15 protein-coding genes are annotated in these 15,429 nt (G+C 61.2%); 9 read left to right on the forward strand and 6 right to left on the reverse strand.

The genetic code is table 11. The features are described from left to right. The first annotated feature begins 86 nt into the window (after nt 1-86). Nucleotides 87-941 carry a D-hexose-6-phosphate mutarotase gene (locus AC07VG_RS05655; RefSeq protein WP_495020626.1) on the forward strand — a complete coding sequence of 285 codons (855 nt, stop codon included), beginning with the start codon at nt 87-89 and terminating at the stop codon, nt 939-941. A 144-nt stretch (nt 942-1,085) separates the two neighbouring features. Here the strand turns inward: AC07VG_RS05655 and AC07VG_RS05660 are convergent, their stop codons facing one another. Further along, nucleotides 1,086-1,946 (reverse strand): MurR/RpiR family transcriptional regulator, encoded by an 861-nt coding sequence (locus AC07VG_RS05660; protein ID WP_495002507.1) that lies wholly within the window; start codon nt 1,944-1,946, stop codon nt 1,086-1,088. Between the two features lie 226 nt (nt 1,947-2,172). Here AC07VG_RS05660 and zwf point away from each other — a divergent pair, with 226 nt between their 5' ends. Genes zwf through AC07VG_RS05675 form a run of 3 tightly spaced genes read left to right on the forward strand, consistent with a single transcriptional unit; the run spans nt 2,173 to nt 5,025 of the window. Continuing rightward, nucleotides 2,173-3,642 (forward strand): glucose-6-phosphate dehydrogenase, encoded by a 1,470-nt coding sequence (zwf, locus tag AC07VG_RS05665; protein WP_495002443.1) that lies wholly within the window; start codon nt 2,173-2,175, stop codon nt 3,640-3,642. After that, nucleotides 3,629-4,342, forward strand: coding sequence for a 6-phosphogluconolactonase (gene pgl / locus AC07VG_RS05670; RefSeq protein WP_495002444.1), 714 nt, complete (start codon nt 3,629-3,631; stop codon nt 4,340-4,342). The genes zwf and pgl overlap by 14 nt, the downstream gene beginning before the upstream one ends. 17 nt (nt 4,343-4,359) lie before the next feature. Further along, complete coding sequence (locus AC07VG_RS05675) at nt 4,360-5,025, forward strand: bifunctional 4-hydroxy-2-oxoglutarate aldolase/2-dehydro-3-deoxy-phosphogluconate aldolase (RefSeq protein WP_248797246.1); 666 nt, start codon at nt 4,360-4,362, stop codon at nt 5,023-5,025. Nucleotides 5,026-5,189: 164 nt separating this feature from the next. On the opposite strand, the gene AC07VG_RS05680 is transcribed toward AC07VG_RS05675, so the two are convergent. Both AC07VG_RS05680 and AC07VG_RS05685 read right to left on the reverse strand, forming a co-directional pair. Continuing rightward, entirely contained in the window at nt 5,190-6,374 is a 1,185-nt protein-coding gene (locus AC07VG_RS05680; protein ID WP_495020627.1) for an aminotransferase class V-fold PLP-dependent enzyme, read from the reverse strand. 26 nt (nt 6,375-6,400) lie between these two features. Next, nucleotides 6,401-6,637, reverse strand: a complete 237-nt coding sequence (locus AC07VG_RS05685; protein WP_027619874.1) for a DUF3820 family protein — start codon at nt 6,635-6,637, stop codon at nt 6,401-6,403. A 208-nt stretch (nt 6,638-6,845) separates the two neighbouring features. On the opposite strand from AC07VG_RS05685, the gene AC07VG_RS05690 reads away from it, so the two are divergent. Further along, on the forward strand, nt 6,846-7,310 hold the full coding sequence (locus AC07VG_RS05690; protein WP_495002446.1) for a ferritin-like domain-containing protein: 465 nt from the start codon (nt 6,846-6,848) through the stop codon (nt 7,308-7,310). A gap of 176 nt (nt 7,311-7,486) precedes the next feature. On the opposite strand, the gene AC07VG_RS05695 is transcribed toward AC07VG_RS05690, so the two are convergent. After that, entirely contained in the window at nt 7,487-7,957 is a 471-nt protein-coding gene (locus AC07VG_RS05695) for a MaoC family dehydratase (protein ID WP_248802594.1), read from the reverse strand. Between the two features lie 71 nt (nt 7,958-8,028). Beyond that, nucleotides 8,029-8,973, reverse strand: a complete 945-nt coding sequence (locus AC07VG_RS05700) for an alpha/beta hydrolase (RefSeq protein WP_495020628.1) — start codon at nt 8,971-8,973, stop codon at nt 8,029-8,031. Nucleotides 8,974-9,216: 243 nt separating this feature from the next. On the opposite strand from AC07VG_RS05700, the gene fadD2 reads away from it, so the two are divergent. Both fadD2 and fadD1 read left to right on the forward strand, forming a co-directional pair. Next, the gene (gene fadD2 / locus AC07VG_RS05705; RefSeq protein WP_495020629.1) at nt 9,217-10,905 is read left to right on the forward strand and encodes a long-chain-fatty-acid--CoA ligase FadD2; all 1,689 of its coding nucleotides are present in this window, start codon (nt 9,217-9,219) and stop codon (nt 10,903-10,905) included. Between the two features lie 397 nt (nt 10,906-11,302). Beyond that, nucleotides 11,303-13,000, forward strand: a complete 1,698-nt coding sequence (gene fadD1 / locus AC07VG_RS05710; protein WP_495002449.1) for a long-chain-fatty-acid--CoA ligase FadD1 — start codon at nt 11,303-11,305, stop codon at nt 12,998-13,000. A gap of 198 nt (nt 13,001-13,198) precedes the next feature. Here the strand turns inward: fadD1 and AC07VG_RS05715 are convergent, their stop codons facing one another. Continuing rightward, complete coding sequence (locus tag AC07VG_RS05715) at nt 13,199-13,579, reverse strand: hypothetical protein (protein WP_495002450.1); 381 nt, start codon at nt 13,577-13,579, stop codon at nt 13,199-13,201. A 357-nt stretch (nt 13,580-13,936) separates the two neighbouring features. Between AC07VG_RS05715 and AC07VG_RS05720 the strand changes: the two genes are divergently transcribed. Continuing rightward, nucleotides 13,937-14,881, forward strand: a complete 945-nt coding sequence (locus AC07VG_RS05720) for a YihY/virulence factor BrkB family protein (protein ID WP_495002451.1) — start codon at nt 13,937-13,939, stop codon at nt 14,879-14,881. A 2-nt stretch (nt 14,882-14,883) separates the two neighbouring features. Then, nucleotides 14,884-15,423, forward strand: coding sequence for a peptide deformylase (gene def, locus AC07VG_RS05725; RefSeq protein ID WP_495002452.1), 540 nt, complete (start codon nt 14,884-14,886; stop codon nt 15,421-15,423). Nucleotides 15,424-15,429: the final 6 nt, after the last annotated feature.

Genomic DNA, 15,429 nt, shown 5'->3' on the forward strand with positions numbered 1-15,429 from the left:
GCGGTGCCCTTGCGTTCATCGCGAGCAAGCTCGCTCCTACAGGTGGAGGGATGCAAATGGTTGGGTGATTTCAGGATTCGCGGCACATGCATGAGCAACCGCTACAACGTTTTTTCAAATCCCGGCGCGAGCAGCCGGTGTTCCAGTGGGAGCGCTTTCAACAGCGTGAAGTACTGGTGATCGATCATCCCTTGTGCCAGGCGGTGTTCAGCCGCCAGGGCGCGCAACTGTTGCACTTCCAGCCGCGGGGGCAGAAGCCCTGGCTGTGGTGCGCGGCCAAATGGCCGCAGGTCGGGGCGATTCGCGGTGGGGTGCCGGTGTGCTGGCCCTGGTATGGGCGGCATCCGAGCGAAAACGCCTGGCCGTCCCATGGTTGGGCGCGGCTGATCGACTGGAAGCTGCTGGAGAGTAGCAGCGATGACGAGGGTGTCAGCCTGCATTGGCGCTTGCAGCTTTGCGACTGGCAGGTCGACCTGCATGCGCGCCTGGGTGAAAACATGGACCTGCGCCTGAGCACCGAGCATCAGGACAGCGAACCGTGTCAGTTGAGCCATGCGCTGCACGCCTATTGGCGTATTGGTGATGTTGGTGAGATAGCGCTGTCCGGGCTTGACGGTGCGCAGGGTTATGATCAGTTGAGTCGCCAGGCGTGTCGGCAGGAAGGCGAGTTGCGGGTCGATGGCGGGTGTCAGCGGGTGTTCCAGCATGACGGTGAACTGCACCTCAAGGATCACGCCTGGCAGCGAGAGCTGTGCATCGACACCGGCGACAGCGCCGACACCGTGGTCTGGCATCCGGGGCCCCGGCCGTTGCTGGGGGTAAGTTGGAATGAAGTGATGGGCTTTGTTTGTGTCGAGGCCGCCAGTGGCGGCACCGACAGCCTGTGCCTGGCGCCCGGGGAGCGGGCGCATCTGAGTTTGCAGGCGCGGGCTTCGGCCTAGGCGATGTGGCGGATGACGCCATCGCCGGCAAGCCGGCTCCCACAGGTCGGCATTCCACTCTGCTCTATCGTCGAGCCCGGATTCTGTGGGAGCCGGCTTGCTGGCGATAGGGCCCGCCCAGTCGACACAGAATCTGTGCCGGCCTCAGTTGAACTCGTCGCCCACCGGATAACGGCTGGCATTGAGGCTTTCCTTGATCTTGCGCAGGTGCGGCTGGAAATCCACGCCACGGCGCAGGGTCATGCCGGTGGCCAGTACGTCGAGCACCGTCAACTGGATGATCCGCGAGGTCATCGGCATGTAGATGTCGGTGTCTTCCGGCAGCGGAATATTCAGGCTCAGGGTGCTGGCCTTGGCCAGAGGCGAGCCCGCCGCCGTCAATCCAAGCACCGAGGCACCGTTCTCCCGGGCGATGCGCGCCACTTCCACCAGTTCCCGGGTACGCCCGGTATAGGAAATGATCACGAACAACTCGCCGGTGTGGGCCACCGAGGCGAGCATCCGCTGCATCAGCACATCGGCATGGGCGGTGACCGCCAGGTTGAAGCGAAAGAACTTGTGCTGGGCATCCAGGGCCACCGGCGCCGATGCCCCCAGGCCGAAGAAGTGGATCTGCCGGGCCTGAATCAGCAGGTCGACGGCGCGGCTGATCAGGTTCGGGTCCAGGGCCTGGCAGGCGCTGTCCAGGGAGGCGATGGCGCTGCCGAAGATCTTTTGCGTGTAGGCCTCGGGGTTGTCGTCGGCCTCCACCGCACGGCTTACATAGGCCGCGCCGCTGGCCAGGCTCTGGGCCAGTTGCAACTTGAGTTCGGGGTAGCCGCTGACGCCGAACGAGCGGCAGAAGCGGTTGACTGTCGGCTCGCTGACCGAGGCCGCCTGGGCGAGGGCGGCGATGCTGAAACGGGTCGCCTGCTGCGGGTTGAGCAGGATGACTTCGGCGACTTTGCGCTCGGCCTTGTTCAGGCCTTCGAGGCGGCCCTGGATCTGCTCCAGGAGATTTCGCACGCGGTCCATTTGGTGATTCCTTGATTCGAGACAACTTGGGTTCTGCAAGGCCCGGAACAATGCCCTTGGGCAGCTCCCGGCGGTGGCCTATCCTACTGATGGCGTGTGATGACCACCACTCGGAATCATCATTTTGATAAAATGTTGTGGTTATTACTACATTTTTCCTTGAGTGATGCCTCGAAAAAAGGTATTTATCGCTTAACTTGATAAAAGAACAAACATCATGCCTTCGATAACGGTTGAACCGTGCACCTTTGCCTTGTTCGGCGCCCTGGGCGACCTGGCGCTTCGCAAGCTGTTTCCTGCCTTGTATCACCTTGATGGCGCGGGCCTGCTGCATGAGGACACACGCATCCTGGCGTTGGCCCGCGAGCCCGGCAGCAATGCCGAGCACCTGGCGACCATCGAAGAAGAACTGCGGGTTTTTGTCGAGACCAAGGAAATCGACGAAGCGGTGCTTGAGCGCTTTCTCGCGCGCCTGAGCTACCAGCATGTGGACTTCCTCAAGGCTGACGACTATGTCGCCCTGGCCGAGCAGGCCGGTACCACTCAGTGCCTGATCGCCTATTTCGCCACGCCGGCCTCGGTCTATGGCGCGATCTGCGAGAACCTGGCCAAGGTCGGCCTGGCGAACAACACCCGGGTGGTGCTGGAAAAGCCCATCGGTTCGGACCTCGAGTCGTCGCGCAAGGTCAACGACGCCGTGGCGCGGTTCTTCCCGGAAAACCGCACCTATCGCATCGACCACTACCTGGGCAAGGAGACGGTGCAGAACCTGATCGCCCTGCGTTTCGCCAACAGCCTGTTCGAAACCCAGTGGAACCAGAACTACATCTCCCACGTGGAAATCACCGTGGCCGAGAAGGTCGGTATCGAAGGTCGCTGGGGTTACTTCGACAAGGCTGGCCAGCTGCGGGACATGATCCAGAACCACCTGCTGCAACTGCTCTGCCTGATCGCCATGGACCCGCCGGCCGATCTCTCGGCCGACAGCATCCGTGACGAAAAGGTCAAGGTGCTCAAGGCCCTGGCGCCGATCAGCCCGGAAGGCCTGACCACCCAGGTGGTGCGCGGCCAGTACATTGCCGGGCACAGCGAAGGGCATTCGGTACCGGGTTACCTGGAGGAAGAAAACTCCAACACCCAGAGCGATACCGAGACCTTCGTTGCCCTGCGCGCCGATATCCGCAACTGGCGCTGGGCCGGCGTGCCGTTCTACCTGCGTACCGGCAAGCGCATGCCGCAGAAGCTGTCGCAGATCGTCATCCACTTCAAGGAGCCGTCGCACTACATCTTCGCTCCCGAGCAGCGCTTGCAGATCAGCAACAAGCTGATCATCCGTCTGCAACCGGACGAAGGGATTTCCCTGCGGGTGATGACCAAGGAGCAGGGCCTGGACAAGGGCATGCAACTGCGCAGCGGGCCGCTGCAACTGAATTTCTCCGACACCTATCGCAGTGCGCGGATTCCGGACGCCTACGAGCGTCTGTTGCTGGAAGTGATGCACGGCAACCAGAACCTGTTTGTCCGTAAAGATGAGATCGAAGCCGCGTGGAAGTGGTGCGACCAGTTGATCGCCGGCTGGAAAAAATCCGGCGATGCGCCCAAGCCGTACGCAGCGGGGTCCTGGGGGCCGATGAGTTCCATTGCACTGATCACGCGGGATGGGAGGTCGTGGTATGGCGATATCTGAATTGAAACTGCCGCAGGGCGTGCAGGCTCGCGAGTTCCGCAGCCCGGCGCTGTTGGCCGAGGGTCAGGCGCAGGCGGTGGCCGAGCAACTGCGGGCAGCGATTGCCGCGCGTGGCGTGGCGACCCTGGTGGTGTCCGGCGGGCGCAGCCCGGTGGCGTTCTTCCAGAGCCTGGTGAAACAGGAGCTGGACTGGTCCCGTGTGGTTATCAGTCTGGCCGACGAGCGCTGGGTGCCGGTGGAGCACGCCGACAGCAACGCCGGCCTGCTCAAGCGCTACCTGCTCCAGGGCCCGGCGGCCATGGCGCGGTTTATCGGTTTGTACAGCGCCGCGGCGAACCTGGAAGCGGCGGCCGAACAGGCCGATCAACTGCTCGCCGAGCTGCCGGCGATCGACGTGCTGGTCCTGGGCATGGGCGATGACGGTCACACCGCGTCACTGTTCCCCGGCAGCCCGAACCTGGCGGCGGCCCTGCAAGTGGATGGCAGCCGGCGGATCTGGCCGATGCTGGCGCCCAGCGTGCCGCGCCAGCGCCTGAGCATGAGTCGGGCCCTGCTGGCTTCGGCAAGCTTCACCGTGCTGGCGATTTCCGGCCAGTCGAAACTGACCACCCTGAGTGCCGCATTGGCCGGCGACGACCTCGCCGCCATGCCGATTCGCGCGTTCTTGCAACCTACCCTGAATATTTACTGGTGCCCATGAGTCAAGGATCCGCTGCTATGACAAAAAATGCCCCGACCGTCTCCATGGCAGACAAGGTCGTCCTGATCGATGAGCTCTGCGCCCGTGCACGGATTCTTCCGGTGATCACCATTGCCCGCGAACAGGATGTCCTGCCGCTGGCCGATGCCCTGGCCGCCGGTGGCCTGACCGCGCTGGAAGTGACCCTGCGCTCGCAGTTCGGCCTCAAGGCCATCCAGATCCTGCGTGAGCAGCGTCCGGAGCTGGTGACCGGTGCCGGCACCGTGCTCGATCGGCAGATGCTGGCGGCGGCGGAGGCGGCGGGTTCGCAATTCATCGTCACTCCGGGCATTACCCGTGATCTGCTGGAAGCCAGCGTCGACAGCCCGATTCCGTTGTTGCCCGGCATCAGCAATGCCTCCGGGATCATGGAAGGTTATGGCCTGGGCTATCGCCGCTTCAAGCTGTTCCCGGCGGAAGTCAGCGGCGGTGTGGCAGCCATCAAGGCCTTGGGCGGCCCATTCGGCGAAGTGAAATTCTGCCCAACCGGCGGCGTCGGCCCGGCCAATATCAAGAGCTACATGGCGTTGAAAAACGTGATGTGCGTGGGCGGCAGCTGGATGCTTGATCCGGAGTGGATCAAGAACGGCGACTGGGCGCGGATCCAGGAGTGCACCGCCGAGGCGCTGGCCTTGCTGGACTGATTGAGCGTTACTGAATTCGTTGTGTGTTCTACGGCTTTACGGTGCGCTTGGTCGGCGCACCGTTTTTTTTTGCCTGGCGAAAAGCGGTGTTGTAGACGTGATCGTCTGTACGACGCGGATATCGGTAGGAGCAAGCTCGCTCGCGATCCCACGCAGCGGGCCACTCAACGACTCAATTCGCCCAGCGCCCGGGCCAACAGCTTGAAGTCCTCGGCCGAGTTGGCCAGGCCCGGTGTGACCCGGATGCAATTGCCATGGGCGGTGCCGTCGCGGACCACGGTAAACAGGTTGTAGTCCTTCAAGAGTCGTTCGACCATCCGCTGCTGGTCCGGCTCATGCCGAAAGCGCAGCGAGGTGATGCCGCAATACAACCGCGGATCATCCGGTGTCAGCACCTCGATACCCGGCATTCCGCGTGCCGCGCTCACCCAGATATCCCGCAGGTAATTGAGTCGCGCGCCCTTGGCCGCCGAGCCACCGAGTGCCCGATGTTCCTCAAGGACCAGAGGCAAGGTCATCCAGGCCGGAATATTCGGTGTGCCATAGGGGGCCCGGGCACGGATATCGTTGAGGGGGTAGCGGTCTTCGCCCATGTCCGGGTCGATATCCGCCAGGCGCTTGGGATCGATATAGAGAAAGCCCAGGCTCAGTGGCGCGCCCATCCATTTCTGCAGGTTGAAACCGGCAAACAGGATACCCAGTGCTTCGAGGTTGAAGTCGATCTGGCCGAGGGCATGGGCACCGTCGAGAATCACGTCGACCCCATGCTCGCGGGCCAGGGTCGCGATGGCCTGCACCGGCATCACCAGCCCGCTGCGATGGGTGACATAGGTCAGGGCCATCAGTTTCAGCCGGGGGTAGCGTTCGAAGGCTTCCTGGTAGGTGCTCACCAGGTTGGCGAAACTCGTCGGGAAGGGGTGGCTGATCTCGATCAGCTCGACGCCGCGGTTGCGCGCCAGCCAGCGCATGGCGCCCAGTACGCTGGGGTATTCCTGGTCGCTGACCAGCAACTGGTCGCCGGGCTGCAAGGCGTTGTAGTTGCGGATCAGCGCGTGCAGGCCGTCGCTGGCGCAGCGGGTCAGGGCCAGCGCTTGCGGATGGCTGCCCAACAGGTCGGCCAGTTGCGCGCGAATCTCCAGGCTTTCGATGGTTTCGAAGTGCTGGCGCACATACACCGAGTTGCTGCGGTTGATGAGCTCGATATGGCCTTTGTAGGTCTCCACGACACTACGGGTCATGCGGCCGAAGTAGCCGTTTTCCAGGTTGATCGGACCGGGCTCTACGTCATAGCGCTCGGCCACGGTTTGCCAGAAGTGTTCGTCGCGGGCGTGTTCTTCATTCCATGGCATGACGGTACTTCTCTCGACAACGGGGCTCAATGGCGGGGTTTGGGTTTGCCGTGCTTGGCGCGGAGCGGGTCGAGCAGGTCGGACAAGCCATTGTGGTCGATCTCCTGCATCAAGGCGAGCAGGCCGCCGAGTTCGCCGTGGGGGAAGCCCTCGCGGGCGAACCAGTTCAAGTACGGGCCGGGCAGGTCGGCGATGATCCGCCCCTTGTATTTGCCGAATGGCATTTCGCGGGTGACCAGCAGTTCGAGTTTCTCGGGATTCATGGGCGACCTTGTCTTGCGCTGTTCAAGCGTCTTGAAAAATACCGGCATTCTGCATGCAGGCCAATTGACAGTTCATGCAAATAACCACCATACAGATTCTTTGAATATTTTTAAGTTTATGAAATGTAAGTAAAAAATAGTTGTTCATGATTTGGCACGGTGACTGCAACCGTCTTGGCTAACTTCCACCACCAGAAGGAATTGAGCCATGACCAACATCAATAAAGAAGCCGTATCGATTCTCAACCATCTGATTGAAGTCAGCAAAGATGGTCAGAAAGGTTTTCAGACGTGTGCGGACGATATCAAGCATCCTGAGCTGAAGGCGTTGTTTGTGCAGCGTGCCAGCGAGTGTGCGAACTCGGCGCTGCAGTTGCAGGCCGAGGTGCGCAAACTGGGCGGTGATCCGGAGAACTCCAGCAGTGTGGCCGGTGACCTGCACCGTCGCTGGGTGGACGTCAAGGCGCTGTTCACCGGCAAGGGTGAAGAGGCCGTGCTCAACGAAGCCGAGCGCGGTGAAGACCACGCCAAGAAGGCCTACAGCGAAGCGCTGGTGAAGCTGGCCAAGTACAACCTGGTGGGGCTCACCGATCTGGTGAACCGCCAGTACCAGGGGGTGCTGCGCAATCATGACCAGGTGAAAGCGCTGCGTAATATCGCTCGCGCCAGTTAAGTTTCGCGCGGTCACAAAAAACGCCGGTTGATCCGGCGTTTTTTTGTTTGTTGAGCACAACGGATTTTTTGCGCTGGAGCGCGGTTTGGTGGGAGCCGGCTTGCTGGCGATGGCGTCCGCACGGGCGCCGTAAGACTCACGGGCCTCATCGCTGGCAAGCCAGCTCCCACTGATGGTCAGCCAATGGTGATCGGCGGCGGGCTGGTCAGGGTCACTGTCTGTTGCTTGCGTGGCGCGAGGATCTCGGCCTCGCCGTCGACCACCAGCTCATCGCGCTGGTTGAAGACGCGGGTGGCGATGCGCACGCGGAATTTCGGCAGTTTCTCGAGGATCTCCAGGCGCACGGTCAGGGTGTCGCCGATCTTCACCGGCTTCTGGAAGCTCATTTGCTGGCCCAGGTAGATGGTGCCCGGCCCAGGCAGCTCGCAGGCCACCGCGGCGCTGATCAGCGCACCGCTGAACATGCCGTGGGCAATGCGCTCCTTGAACATGCTTGCCGCGGCGAACTCGGGGTCCAGGTGCACCGGGTTGTGATCGCCGGACATGGCGGCGAACAACTGGATATCGCGCTCTTCAACGGTCTTGCTGTAGCTGGCGGTCTGGCCGACCTCAAGGGCTTCGTAAGGCGTGTTGGTAACCTGGGTCATCGCAAGGGGATCCTGTTAGCGGTTATTTAAAATCAACGAATTGATTTCAAAGAAAATAATGTAGCCGGCGATCATTCCGAGCGCGAGGGGCGGCGATGGGCCAGGGCTTGTTCCAGCCACTGGATCACGTCGTGGGTGACTTCCTCGCGGTTGCTCTCGTTGAACACTTCATGCCGTGCCTGTGGGTAGACGTTCAATTGCAGGTTCTGGCTACCGGCAGCGCGCAAAGCGTCGGCCAGATCCTTGAGACGCTTGCCCTCGCTGACCGGATCACATTTGCCGCCGATCACCAGCAGCGGCAGGCCCGGGTCGATCTGCGCGAGGTTTTTCGCCTTGCTGATCTGCTGCAGGCCGCCGAGCAGATCAATCCACAATTGGTTGGTGCAACGGAAGCCGCACAGCGGGTCGTTGACGTATTTGTCTACTTCATTCGGGTCGCGGCTCAGCCAGTCGAAGGCGGTGCGGTTGGGTTTGAAGGCCTTGTTGAACGAGCCGAACGACAGCCAGTTGATCAGTGCGCTGCGCCCGGTGGGGCCCTGGCGCCAGCGTTCGAAGCGGGCAATCGCGGCGGCCGCGCGGTACAGCACCACCGGTTGGAAGTTCGAGCCACTGAGGATCGCGCCCTGCAGGCTGGCACTGTGGTGCAGCAGGTAGGCCTGGGCGATGTAGCTGCCCATGCTGTGACCGAGCAGGATGATCGGTACCCCCGGGTGTTGCTCGCCGATGCGCTGGTTGAGGCTGGCCAGGTCACTGACCACCGCGCACCAGCCGTCCTGGTCGGCGTAGTGGCCGAGGATGCCGTGTTCGGCGGTCTTGCCGTGGCCGCGCTGGTCGAAGGCGTACAGGGCATGACCGGCGTCGCACAAGGCATCGGCCAGGCGTTCATAGCGGCCGCTGTGCTCGGCCATGCCGTGGGACAGCATAATCACGGCTTTCGGGGGGCCGTCCGGCAACCAGCGATTGACGTACAGGCGGCTGTGGTCACTCACGGTCAGCCAGAAGGTGTCATGGATCATGGCGGTTCCTTTGCACGGGGACGAGACGGACATCGGCCGGGGCGCGTTGTCGCTCCATTGTATAGCGCATCCTCGCACAGGAAGCAGACCCTGCCGCGCATTGGCAGCAAGATTCATGATGTTAATGACTGTGTCCGGCATATTTGCCTGATCCGCGTTAACTGCTAACGTCCGCTAAGCACCGCTTTTTTCGCCTTGGCGCGCAGGCGGCCCCGCAGAGGCTCAGGTAAGAGGACAAAAACAATGCAACCTGATTTCTGGAATGACAAACGCCCTAGCGGCGTACCCCTGGACATCGACCTGGGCGCCTACAAGTCGGTGATCGAGGTGTTCGAGCGCTCCTGCAAGAAGTTCGCCGACCGTCCGGCCTTCAGCAACATGGGGGTGACCCTGACCTACGCCGAGCTCGAACGCTACAGCGCGGCCTTCGCCGGTTACCTGCAAAACCACACCGAGCTGCAACCGGGCGACCGCATCGCGGTGCAACTGCCCAACGTCCTGCATTATCCGATTGCCGTGTTCGGTGCGTTGCGCGCCGGGCTGATCGTGGTCAACACCAATCCGCTGTACACCGTTCGCGAGATGCGCCATCAGTTCAAGGATTCCGGCGCCCGCGCGCTGGTGTACCTGAACCTGTTCGGGCAGCGGGTCCAGGAAGTGCTGCCCGATACCCAGATCGAGTATCTGATCGAAGCGAAGATGGGCGACCTGATGCCCGCCGCCAAGGGTTGGCTGACCAACCTGGTGGTGGACAAGGTGAAGAAACTGGTCCCGGCCTACGACTTGCCCCAGGCGGCCTCGTTCAAGAGTGCCTTGCGCCTGGGTCGGGGCCACGCCGTGCGGCCCTTGACCGTCGGCCTCGAGGATATCGCGGTGTTGCAATACACCGGCGGCACCACCGGCCTGGCCAAGGGGGCGATGCTGACCCATGGCAACCTGGTGGCGAACATGCAGCAGGCCCGCGGCTGCCTGTCCCAGCCCGGCCCGGACGGCCAGCCGCTGCTCAAGGAAGGTCAGGAGGTGATGATCGCGCCGCTGCCGCTGTACCACATCTATGCTTTCACCGCGAACTGCATGTGCATGATGGTCACCGGCAACCACAACGTGTTGATCAGCAATCCACGGGACATCGCTGCCTTTATCAAGGAGCTGAAAAACTGGCGTTTTTCCGCGCTGCTGGGGCTCAACACCCTGTTTGTGGCGTTGATGGAGCATCCGGATTTCAAGGCCCTGGATTTTTCCAGCCTGAAACTCACCAACTCGGGGGGCACCGCGCTGGTCAAGGCCACCGCCGACCGCTGGCAGACGCTCACCGGCTGTCGCATCACCGAAGGCTACGGGTTGACCGAGACGTCGCCGATCGCCTGCACCAACCCCTATGGCGACAAGGGCAAGCTGGGGACGGTGGGCCTGCCGGTGCCCGGCACCGCCTTGAAGGTCATCGACGACAACGGCGTCGAGCAGCCATTGGGCGAACGCGGCGAGTTGTGCATCAAGGGGCCGCAGGTCATGAAGGGTTATTGGTTGCAGACGGAAGCCACCGAACAGGTGCTGGACGCCGAGGGCTGGTTCAAGACCGGCGATATCGCGGTGATCGACCCGGACGGTTTCGTGCGTATCGTTGATCGCAAGAAGGACATGATCATCGTCTCCGGTTTCAACGTGTACCCCAATGAAATCGAAGATGTGGTGATGGCCCATCCGAAGGTAGCCAATTGCGCGGTGATCGGCGTACCGGACGAGCGTTCCGGCGAGGCGGTGAAGTTGTTCGTGGTGGCGCGGGATACGGGGGTCAGCCTCGAAGAGCTGAAGGCCTACTGCAAGGAAAACTTTACCGGCTACAAAGTGCCCAAGCACATCGTGCTGCGCGATTCGCTGCCGATGACGGCGGTGGGCAAGATCCTGCGGCGGGAGTTGCGCGATATCGCTTGAGGCGCAGCTGATGTGGCGTCATTGCGGACCTCTTCGCGGGCAAGCTCCGCTCCCACAGTGGATTTGAGTCGGACTCGAAATAACGAGACGACAATATTCCAATGTGGGAGCGGAGCTTGCCCGCGAAGCTTTTTGGACCTGAAAACCCCGATCCAGAGCAAAATTCAAACAAATAGAATCTTTACTCTAAAAGTGACCGCTGGTATTTCTTGAGTCATCTTTATGACCATGATGGCCACGTTTGGCTCTAGGCGACCCTCGGCAAAGCTGCTACTCTCGGCGCGCTTTGTGACTTCTCGGCGTAAGTTAAAGCCGGACTCACCCCATAAAAAACACAGACAAATAATAATCGCATCAAATGCGGTGCTGAATTCGCGTTGCTGAGGAGTAGGCTTCCATGATCGAAGACTTTTGGAAGGATAAGTACCCGGCTGGGGTTGCTGCCGATATCAATCCAGACGAGTACCCGAATGTTCAGACGGTATTGAAACAGTCTTGCCAACGATTCGCCAGCAAGCCGGCCTTCAGCAACCTCGGCAAGACACTCACCTACGGTGAGCTGTACGAACTGTCGGGTGCTTTTGCCGCTTACCTGCAACAACACACCGACCTGCAACCGGGCGATCGCATTGCCGTGCAGCTGCCCAACGTGCTGCAGTATCCGGTCGCGGTCTTTGGCGCCATTCGCGCCGGGCTGATCGTGGTCAACACCAACCCGCTGTACACCGCGCGGGAAATGGAACACCAGTTCAACGACTCCGGGGCCAAGGCCCTGGTGTGCCTGGCGAACATGGCGCACCTGGCCGAAACCGTGGTGCCCAAGACCGGCGTCAAGCACGTGATCGTCACCGAAGTCGCCGACCTGTTGCCGCCGCTCAAGCGCCTGTTGATCAACAGTGTTATCAAGTACGTGAAGAAGATGGTCCCGGCTTATCACCTGCCCAAGGCCGTCAAGTTCAACGACGTGCTGAGCAAGGGCCGTGGCCAGCCAGTCAAGGAGGCCAATCCGGCCAGCAGCGACGTCGCCGTGTTGCAATACACCGGTGGTACCACCGGCGTGGCCAAGGGCGCGATGCTGACCCATCGCAACCTGGTGGCGAACATGCTGCAGTGCAAGGCGCTGATGGGGTCGGAGCTCAATGAAGGTTGCGAGATCGTCATTACCCCGCTGCCGCTGTACCACATCTATGCCTTCACCTTTCATTGCATGGCGATGATGCTGATCGGTAACCACAACATCCTGATCAGCAATCCGCGCGACTTGCCGGCGATGGTCAAGGAATTGTCGAAGTGGAAGTTCAGTGTCTTTGTCGGCCTGAACACCTTGTTCGTGGCGCTGTGCAACAGCGAAGCCTTCCGCAAACTGGACTTTGCCGCGCTCAAGGTCACCCTGTCCGGCGGCATGGCCCTGCAACTGGCGGCTTCCGAGCGCTGGAAAGCGGTGACCGGCTGCTCGATCTGCGAAGGCTACGGCATGACCGAAACCAGTCCGGTGGCCTCGGTGAACCCGAGCCAGAACATTCAGGTCGGCACCATTGGTATTCCGGTGCCCTCGACCCTGTGCAAGGTGGTCAACGATGCCGGGGAAGAACAGGCCCTGGGCGAAATCGGCGAGCTGTGCGTCAAGGGCCCGCAGGTAATGAAGGGTTACTGGCAGCGCCAGGACGCCACTGATGAGATCCTCGACAGCGACGGCTGGTTGAAGACCGGCGATATCGCGATCATCCAGCCGGACGGCTACATGCGGATTGTCGACCGCAAGAAGGACATGATCCTGGTATCGGGCTTCAACGTTTATCCGAACGAACTGGAAGACGTGCTGGCGACCTTGCCGGGTGTGCTGCAATGTGCGGCCATCGGCGTGCCAGACGAGCGGTCCGGGGAGGTCATCAAGATCTTCATCGTCGCCAAGCCGGGCGTGACCCTGACCAAGGACCAGGTGATGGAACACATGCGCGCCAATGTCACCGGCTACAAAGTGCCCAAGTTCGTCGAGTTCCGCGATGCGCTGCCGACCACCAATGTCGGCAAGATCCTGCGTCGCGAGCTGCGCGATGCGGAGCTGAAGAAGCTGGGCCTGAAGAAAATCGCCTGACCCGCTGAAATGACAAAGCCCCGCCATGCGGGGCTTTGTCATTTATGGCGTTCGGCAACAGCGATTTTGCCGATGCTGAATTTTTCGGCTGAACGAGGTCACTGTGGGCTTGCCAGCGATGAGGCCCTAGAGTCTTACCGCGCCTGCTCGGACGCCATCGCCAGCAAGCCAGCTCACGTCAGTGTTTCAGCGCGACGCTCAGGGCTGCTGGAACGGCGCGAAGTCCACGCCGGTGCCGGCTGGGCGTACGTCCTTGAGGAACGAGTCCTTGTCGGCGCTCAGTTCCAGACTCAAGGTCGGACGGCGTTTGCCGGCGTTGCGTACCACCAGGCCTTCCATCTTCTCGCGCAGGAACGCCGTGGTCACCTTCAGGTGCAGCAACTGGTCGGTGCTCGGCGTGTGCAGCAACAGGTGCACCCATTCGTATTGCCCGATCGCCAGGCGCGCTACCGGGATATCGAACCACCAGATGTTCTTGTTGCGGTTCAATTCGGTGAAGTGACAGTTGTTGAGGCCCAGTACCGCGCCACCCAGCTCTTGGTTGCGGCGGGCGATGGCCTGCTTTTTATCGAGTTTCATGACTTTCCTACCGTTATCGATCTTCAGCGCCGAAGCCTGAATCTGGTGCGCATTCTCGGGGGTTGGCGGGCAAACATAAAGGCAAACCTGAATTCTTCGATGAAAAGTCGCGGGCAAGCGCTGGCTGAAAAAAATGAAACCCTGCACACAGGCCCTGGGTCAACCTTATGGCGAGACATGACACCGGCATATGGCCATCCCCGGCTGGCCGTTTTCGCGTGGCGGCTACACGGGTTAGGGCCGAGAAATGCTTTGAGGGTCGCCAACCGCGTTGCTTTGCGTTAGAAAGAGCTTTATTGGAAGCACCTTTTGAGTCGCCTTGACTCGCTACCTTTATTTGCGGCGAAAGGAGACGCTATGATTTTCCCCGAGTTGCGCGACCTGCCCCTGCACCGCGTGATGATGCGCACGGTCACTGAATTCGTCGCCGACGAAATGTCGACCTATGCCTCGGCACTGGCCTACCAGATGCTGTTTTCGTTGTTTCCCTTCCTGTTGTTCCTGATCGCCCTGATCGGTTTCCTGCACCTGCCGGACTTCTTCACCTGGCTGCGCATGCAGTCGGAACTGGTATTGCCACCCCAGGCCCTGGACCAGGTCAACCCGGTGATCGACCAGTTGCAGCAATCCAAGGGCGGCCTGCTCTCGGTGGGGATCGTCATTGCCCTGTGGACCGCCTCGGCCGGCGTACGCTTGATGATGAGCGCGATGAACGCCGCCTATGACGTGCTCGAGGGACGGCCGATCTGGAAGCGCTTCCCGCTGTCAATTTTCTACACCGTCGGCATCGCCGTGATGCTGCTGGCCGCCGCCGCGCTGATGGTGCTCGGGCCGCAGGTGATGAGCTGGCTGGCCGGGCAGATCGGCATGCAGGATTACGTCGTCACGCTCTGGACCTGGCTGCGTTGGCCGGTGGTGGTGCTGCTGCTGATGTTCGCCGTGGCCCTGATGTACTACGTGATGCCGGACGTGAAGCAGAAATTCCGCTTTATTACCCCAGGCTCGGTGCTCGCGGTGGTGGTCTGGATCGTCGCGTCCCTGGGCTTCGGCTACTACGTGAAAACCTTCGCCGACTACAATGCAATGTATGGCAGTATCGGCGCGATCATCGTCTTGCTGCTGTACTTCTATATTTCCGCGGCGGTCCTGTTGCTGGGGGCTGAAATGAATGCGGTGATCGAACACATGTCGTCCGAAGGCAAGAATCCTGGCGGAAAGGACTTCCACGAGCATGACGACACCCTGCCTATCTCCGGCTTGGGGCGCGACCACTCCCTCAAGCCGACTACTGACGAAGCCTGATCATGATTCGTGAAATACTGAAAATGGGCGATCAGCGCCTATTGCGCATCGCCCCGCCGGTGCCGGCGGAACTGTTCAACAGCAAGGCGCTGTGGGACCTGATCGATGATATGTTCCAGACCATGGAGCACGTCGGTGGCGTCGGCCTGGCCGCGCCGCAGATCGGCGTCGACCTGCAACTGGTGATCTTCGGTTTCGAGCACAGCGAGCGTTACCCGGATGCCGAGGCGGTGCCGCAGACCATCCTGATCAACCCGCTGATCACGCCCCTGGGGCCGGAGCTGGAAGAGGGCTTTGAAGGCTGCCTTTCGGTGCCGGGCCTGCGTGGCGCGGTGCAACGCTACTCGCGTATCCGCTACGAAGGCTTCACGCCCAATGGCGAACCGCTGGTGCGGGTCGCCGAGGGTTTTCACGCCCGCGTGGTGCAACACGAATGCGACCACCTGATCGGTCGCCTGTACCCATCGCGGATCAGCGACTTCAGTAAATTCGGTTTCACCGAAGTGCTGTTCCCCGAGCTGGACCCAGCGGCGGACGACTGAGCGTCC

Source organism: Pseudomonas sp. GW821-FHT03C07 (genome assembly GCF_059420925.1).

Coding starts and splice junctions, on each gene's coding strand:
- AC07VG_RS05655 (WP_495020626.1), top strand. CDS start 87: ATGCATGAGCAACCGCTACAACGTTTTTTCAAATCCCGGCGCGAGCAG.
- def (WP_495002452.1), top strand. CDS start 14,884: ATGATTCGTGAAATACTGAAAATGGGCGATCAGCGCCTATTGCGCATC.
- zwf (WP_495002443.1), top strand. CDS start 2,173: ATGCCTTCGATAACGGTTGAACCGTGCACCTTTGCCTTGTTCGGCGCC.
- AC07VG_RS05680 (WP_495020627.1), bottom strand. CDS start 6,374: ATGCCATGGAATGAAGAACACGCCCGCGACGAACACTTCTGGCAAACC.
- AC07VG_RS05685 (WP_027619874.1), bottom strand. CDS start 6,637: ATGAATCCCGAGAAACTCGAACTGCTGGTCACCCGCGAAATGCCATTC.
- fadD1 (WP_495002449.1), top strand. CDS start 11,303: ATGATCGAAGACTTTTGGAAGGATAAGTACCCGGCTGGGGTTGCTGCC.
- AC07VG_RS05700 (WP_495020628.1), bottom strand. CDS start 8,973: ATGATCCATGACACCTTCTGGCTGACCGTGAGTGACCACAGCCGCCTG.
- pgl (WP_495002444.1), top strand. CDS start 3,629: ATGGCGATATCTGAATTGAAACTGCCGCAGGGCGTGCAGGCTCGCGAG.
- AC07VG_RS05720 (WP_495002451.1), top strand. CDS start 13,937: ATGATTTTCCCCGAGTTGCGCGACCTGCCCCTGCACCGCGTGATGATG.
- AC07VG_RS05695 (WP_248802594.1), bottom strand. CDS start 7,957: ATGACCCAGGTTACCAACACGCCTTACGAAGCCCTTGAGGTCGGCCAG.
- AC07VG_RS05715 (WP_495002450.1), bottom strand. CDS start 13,579: ATGAAACTCGATAAAAAGCAGGCCATCGCCCGCCGCAACCAAGAGCTG.
- AC07VG_RS05675 (WP_248797246.1), top strand. CDS start 4,360: ATGACAAAAAATGCCCCGACCGTCTCCATGGCAGACAAGGTCGTCCTG.
- AC07VG_RS05690 (WP_495002446.1), top strand. CDS start 6,846: ATGACCAACATCAATAAAGAAGCCGTATCGATTCTCAACCATCTGATT.
- fadD2 (WP_495020629.1), top strand. CDS start 9,217: ATGCAACCTGATTTCTGGAATGACAAACGCCCTAGCGGCGTACCCCTG.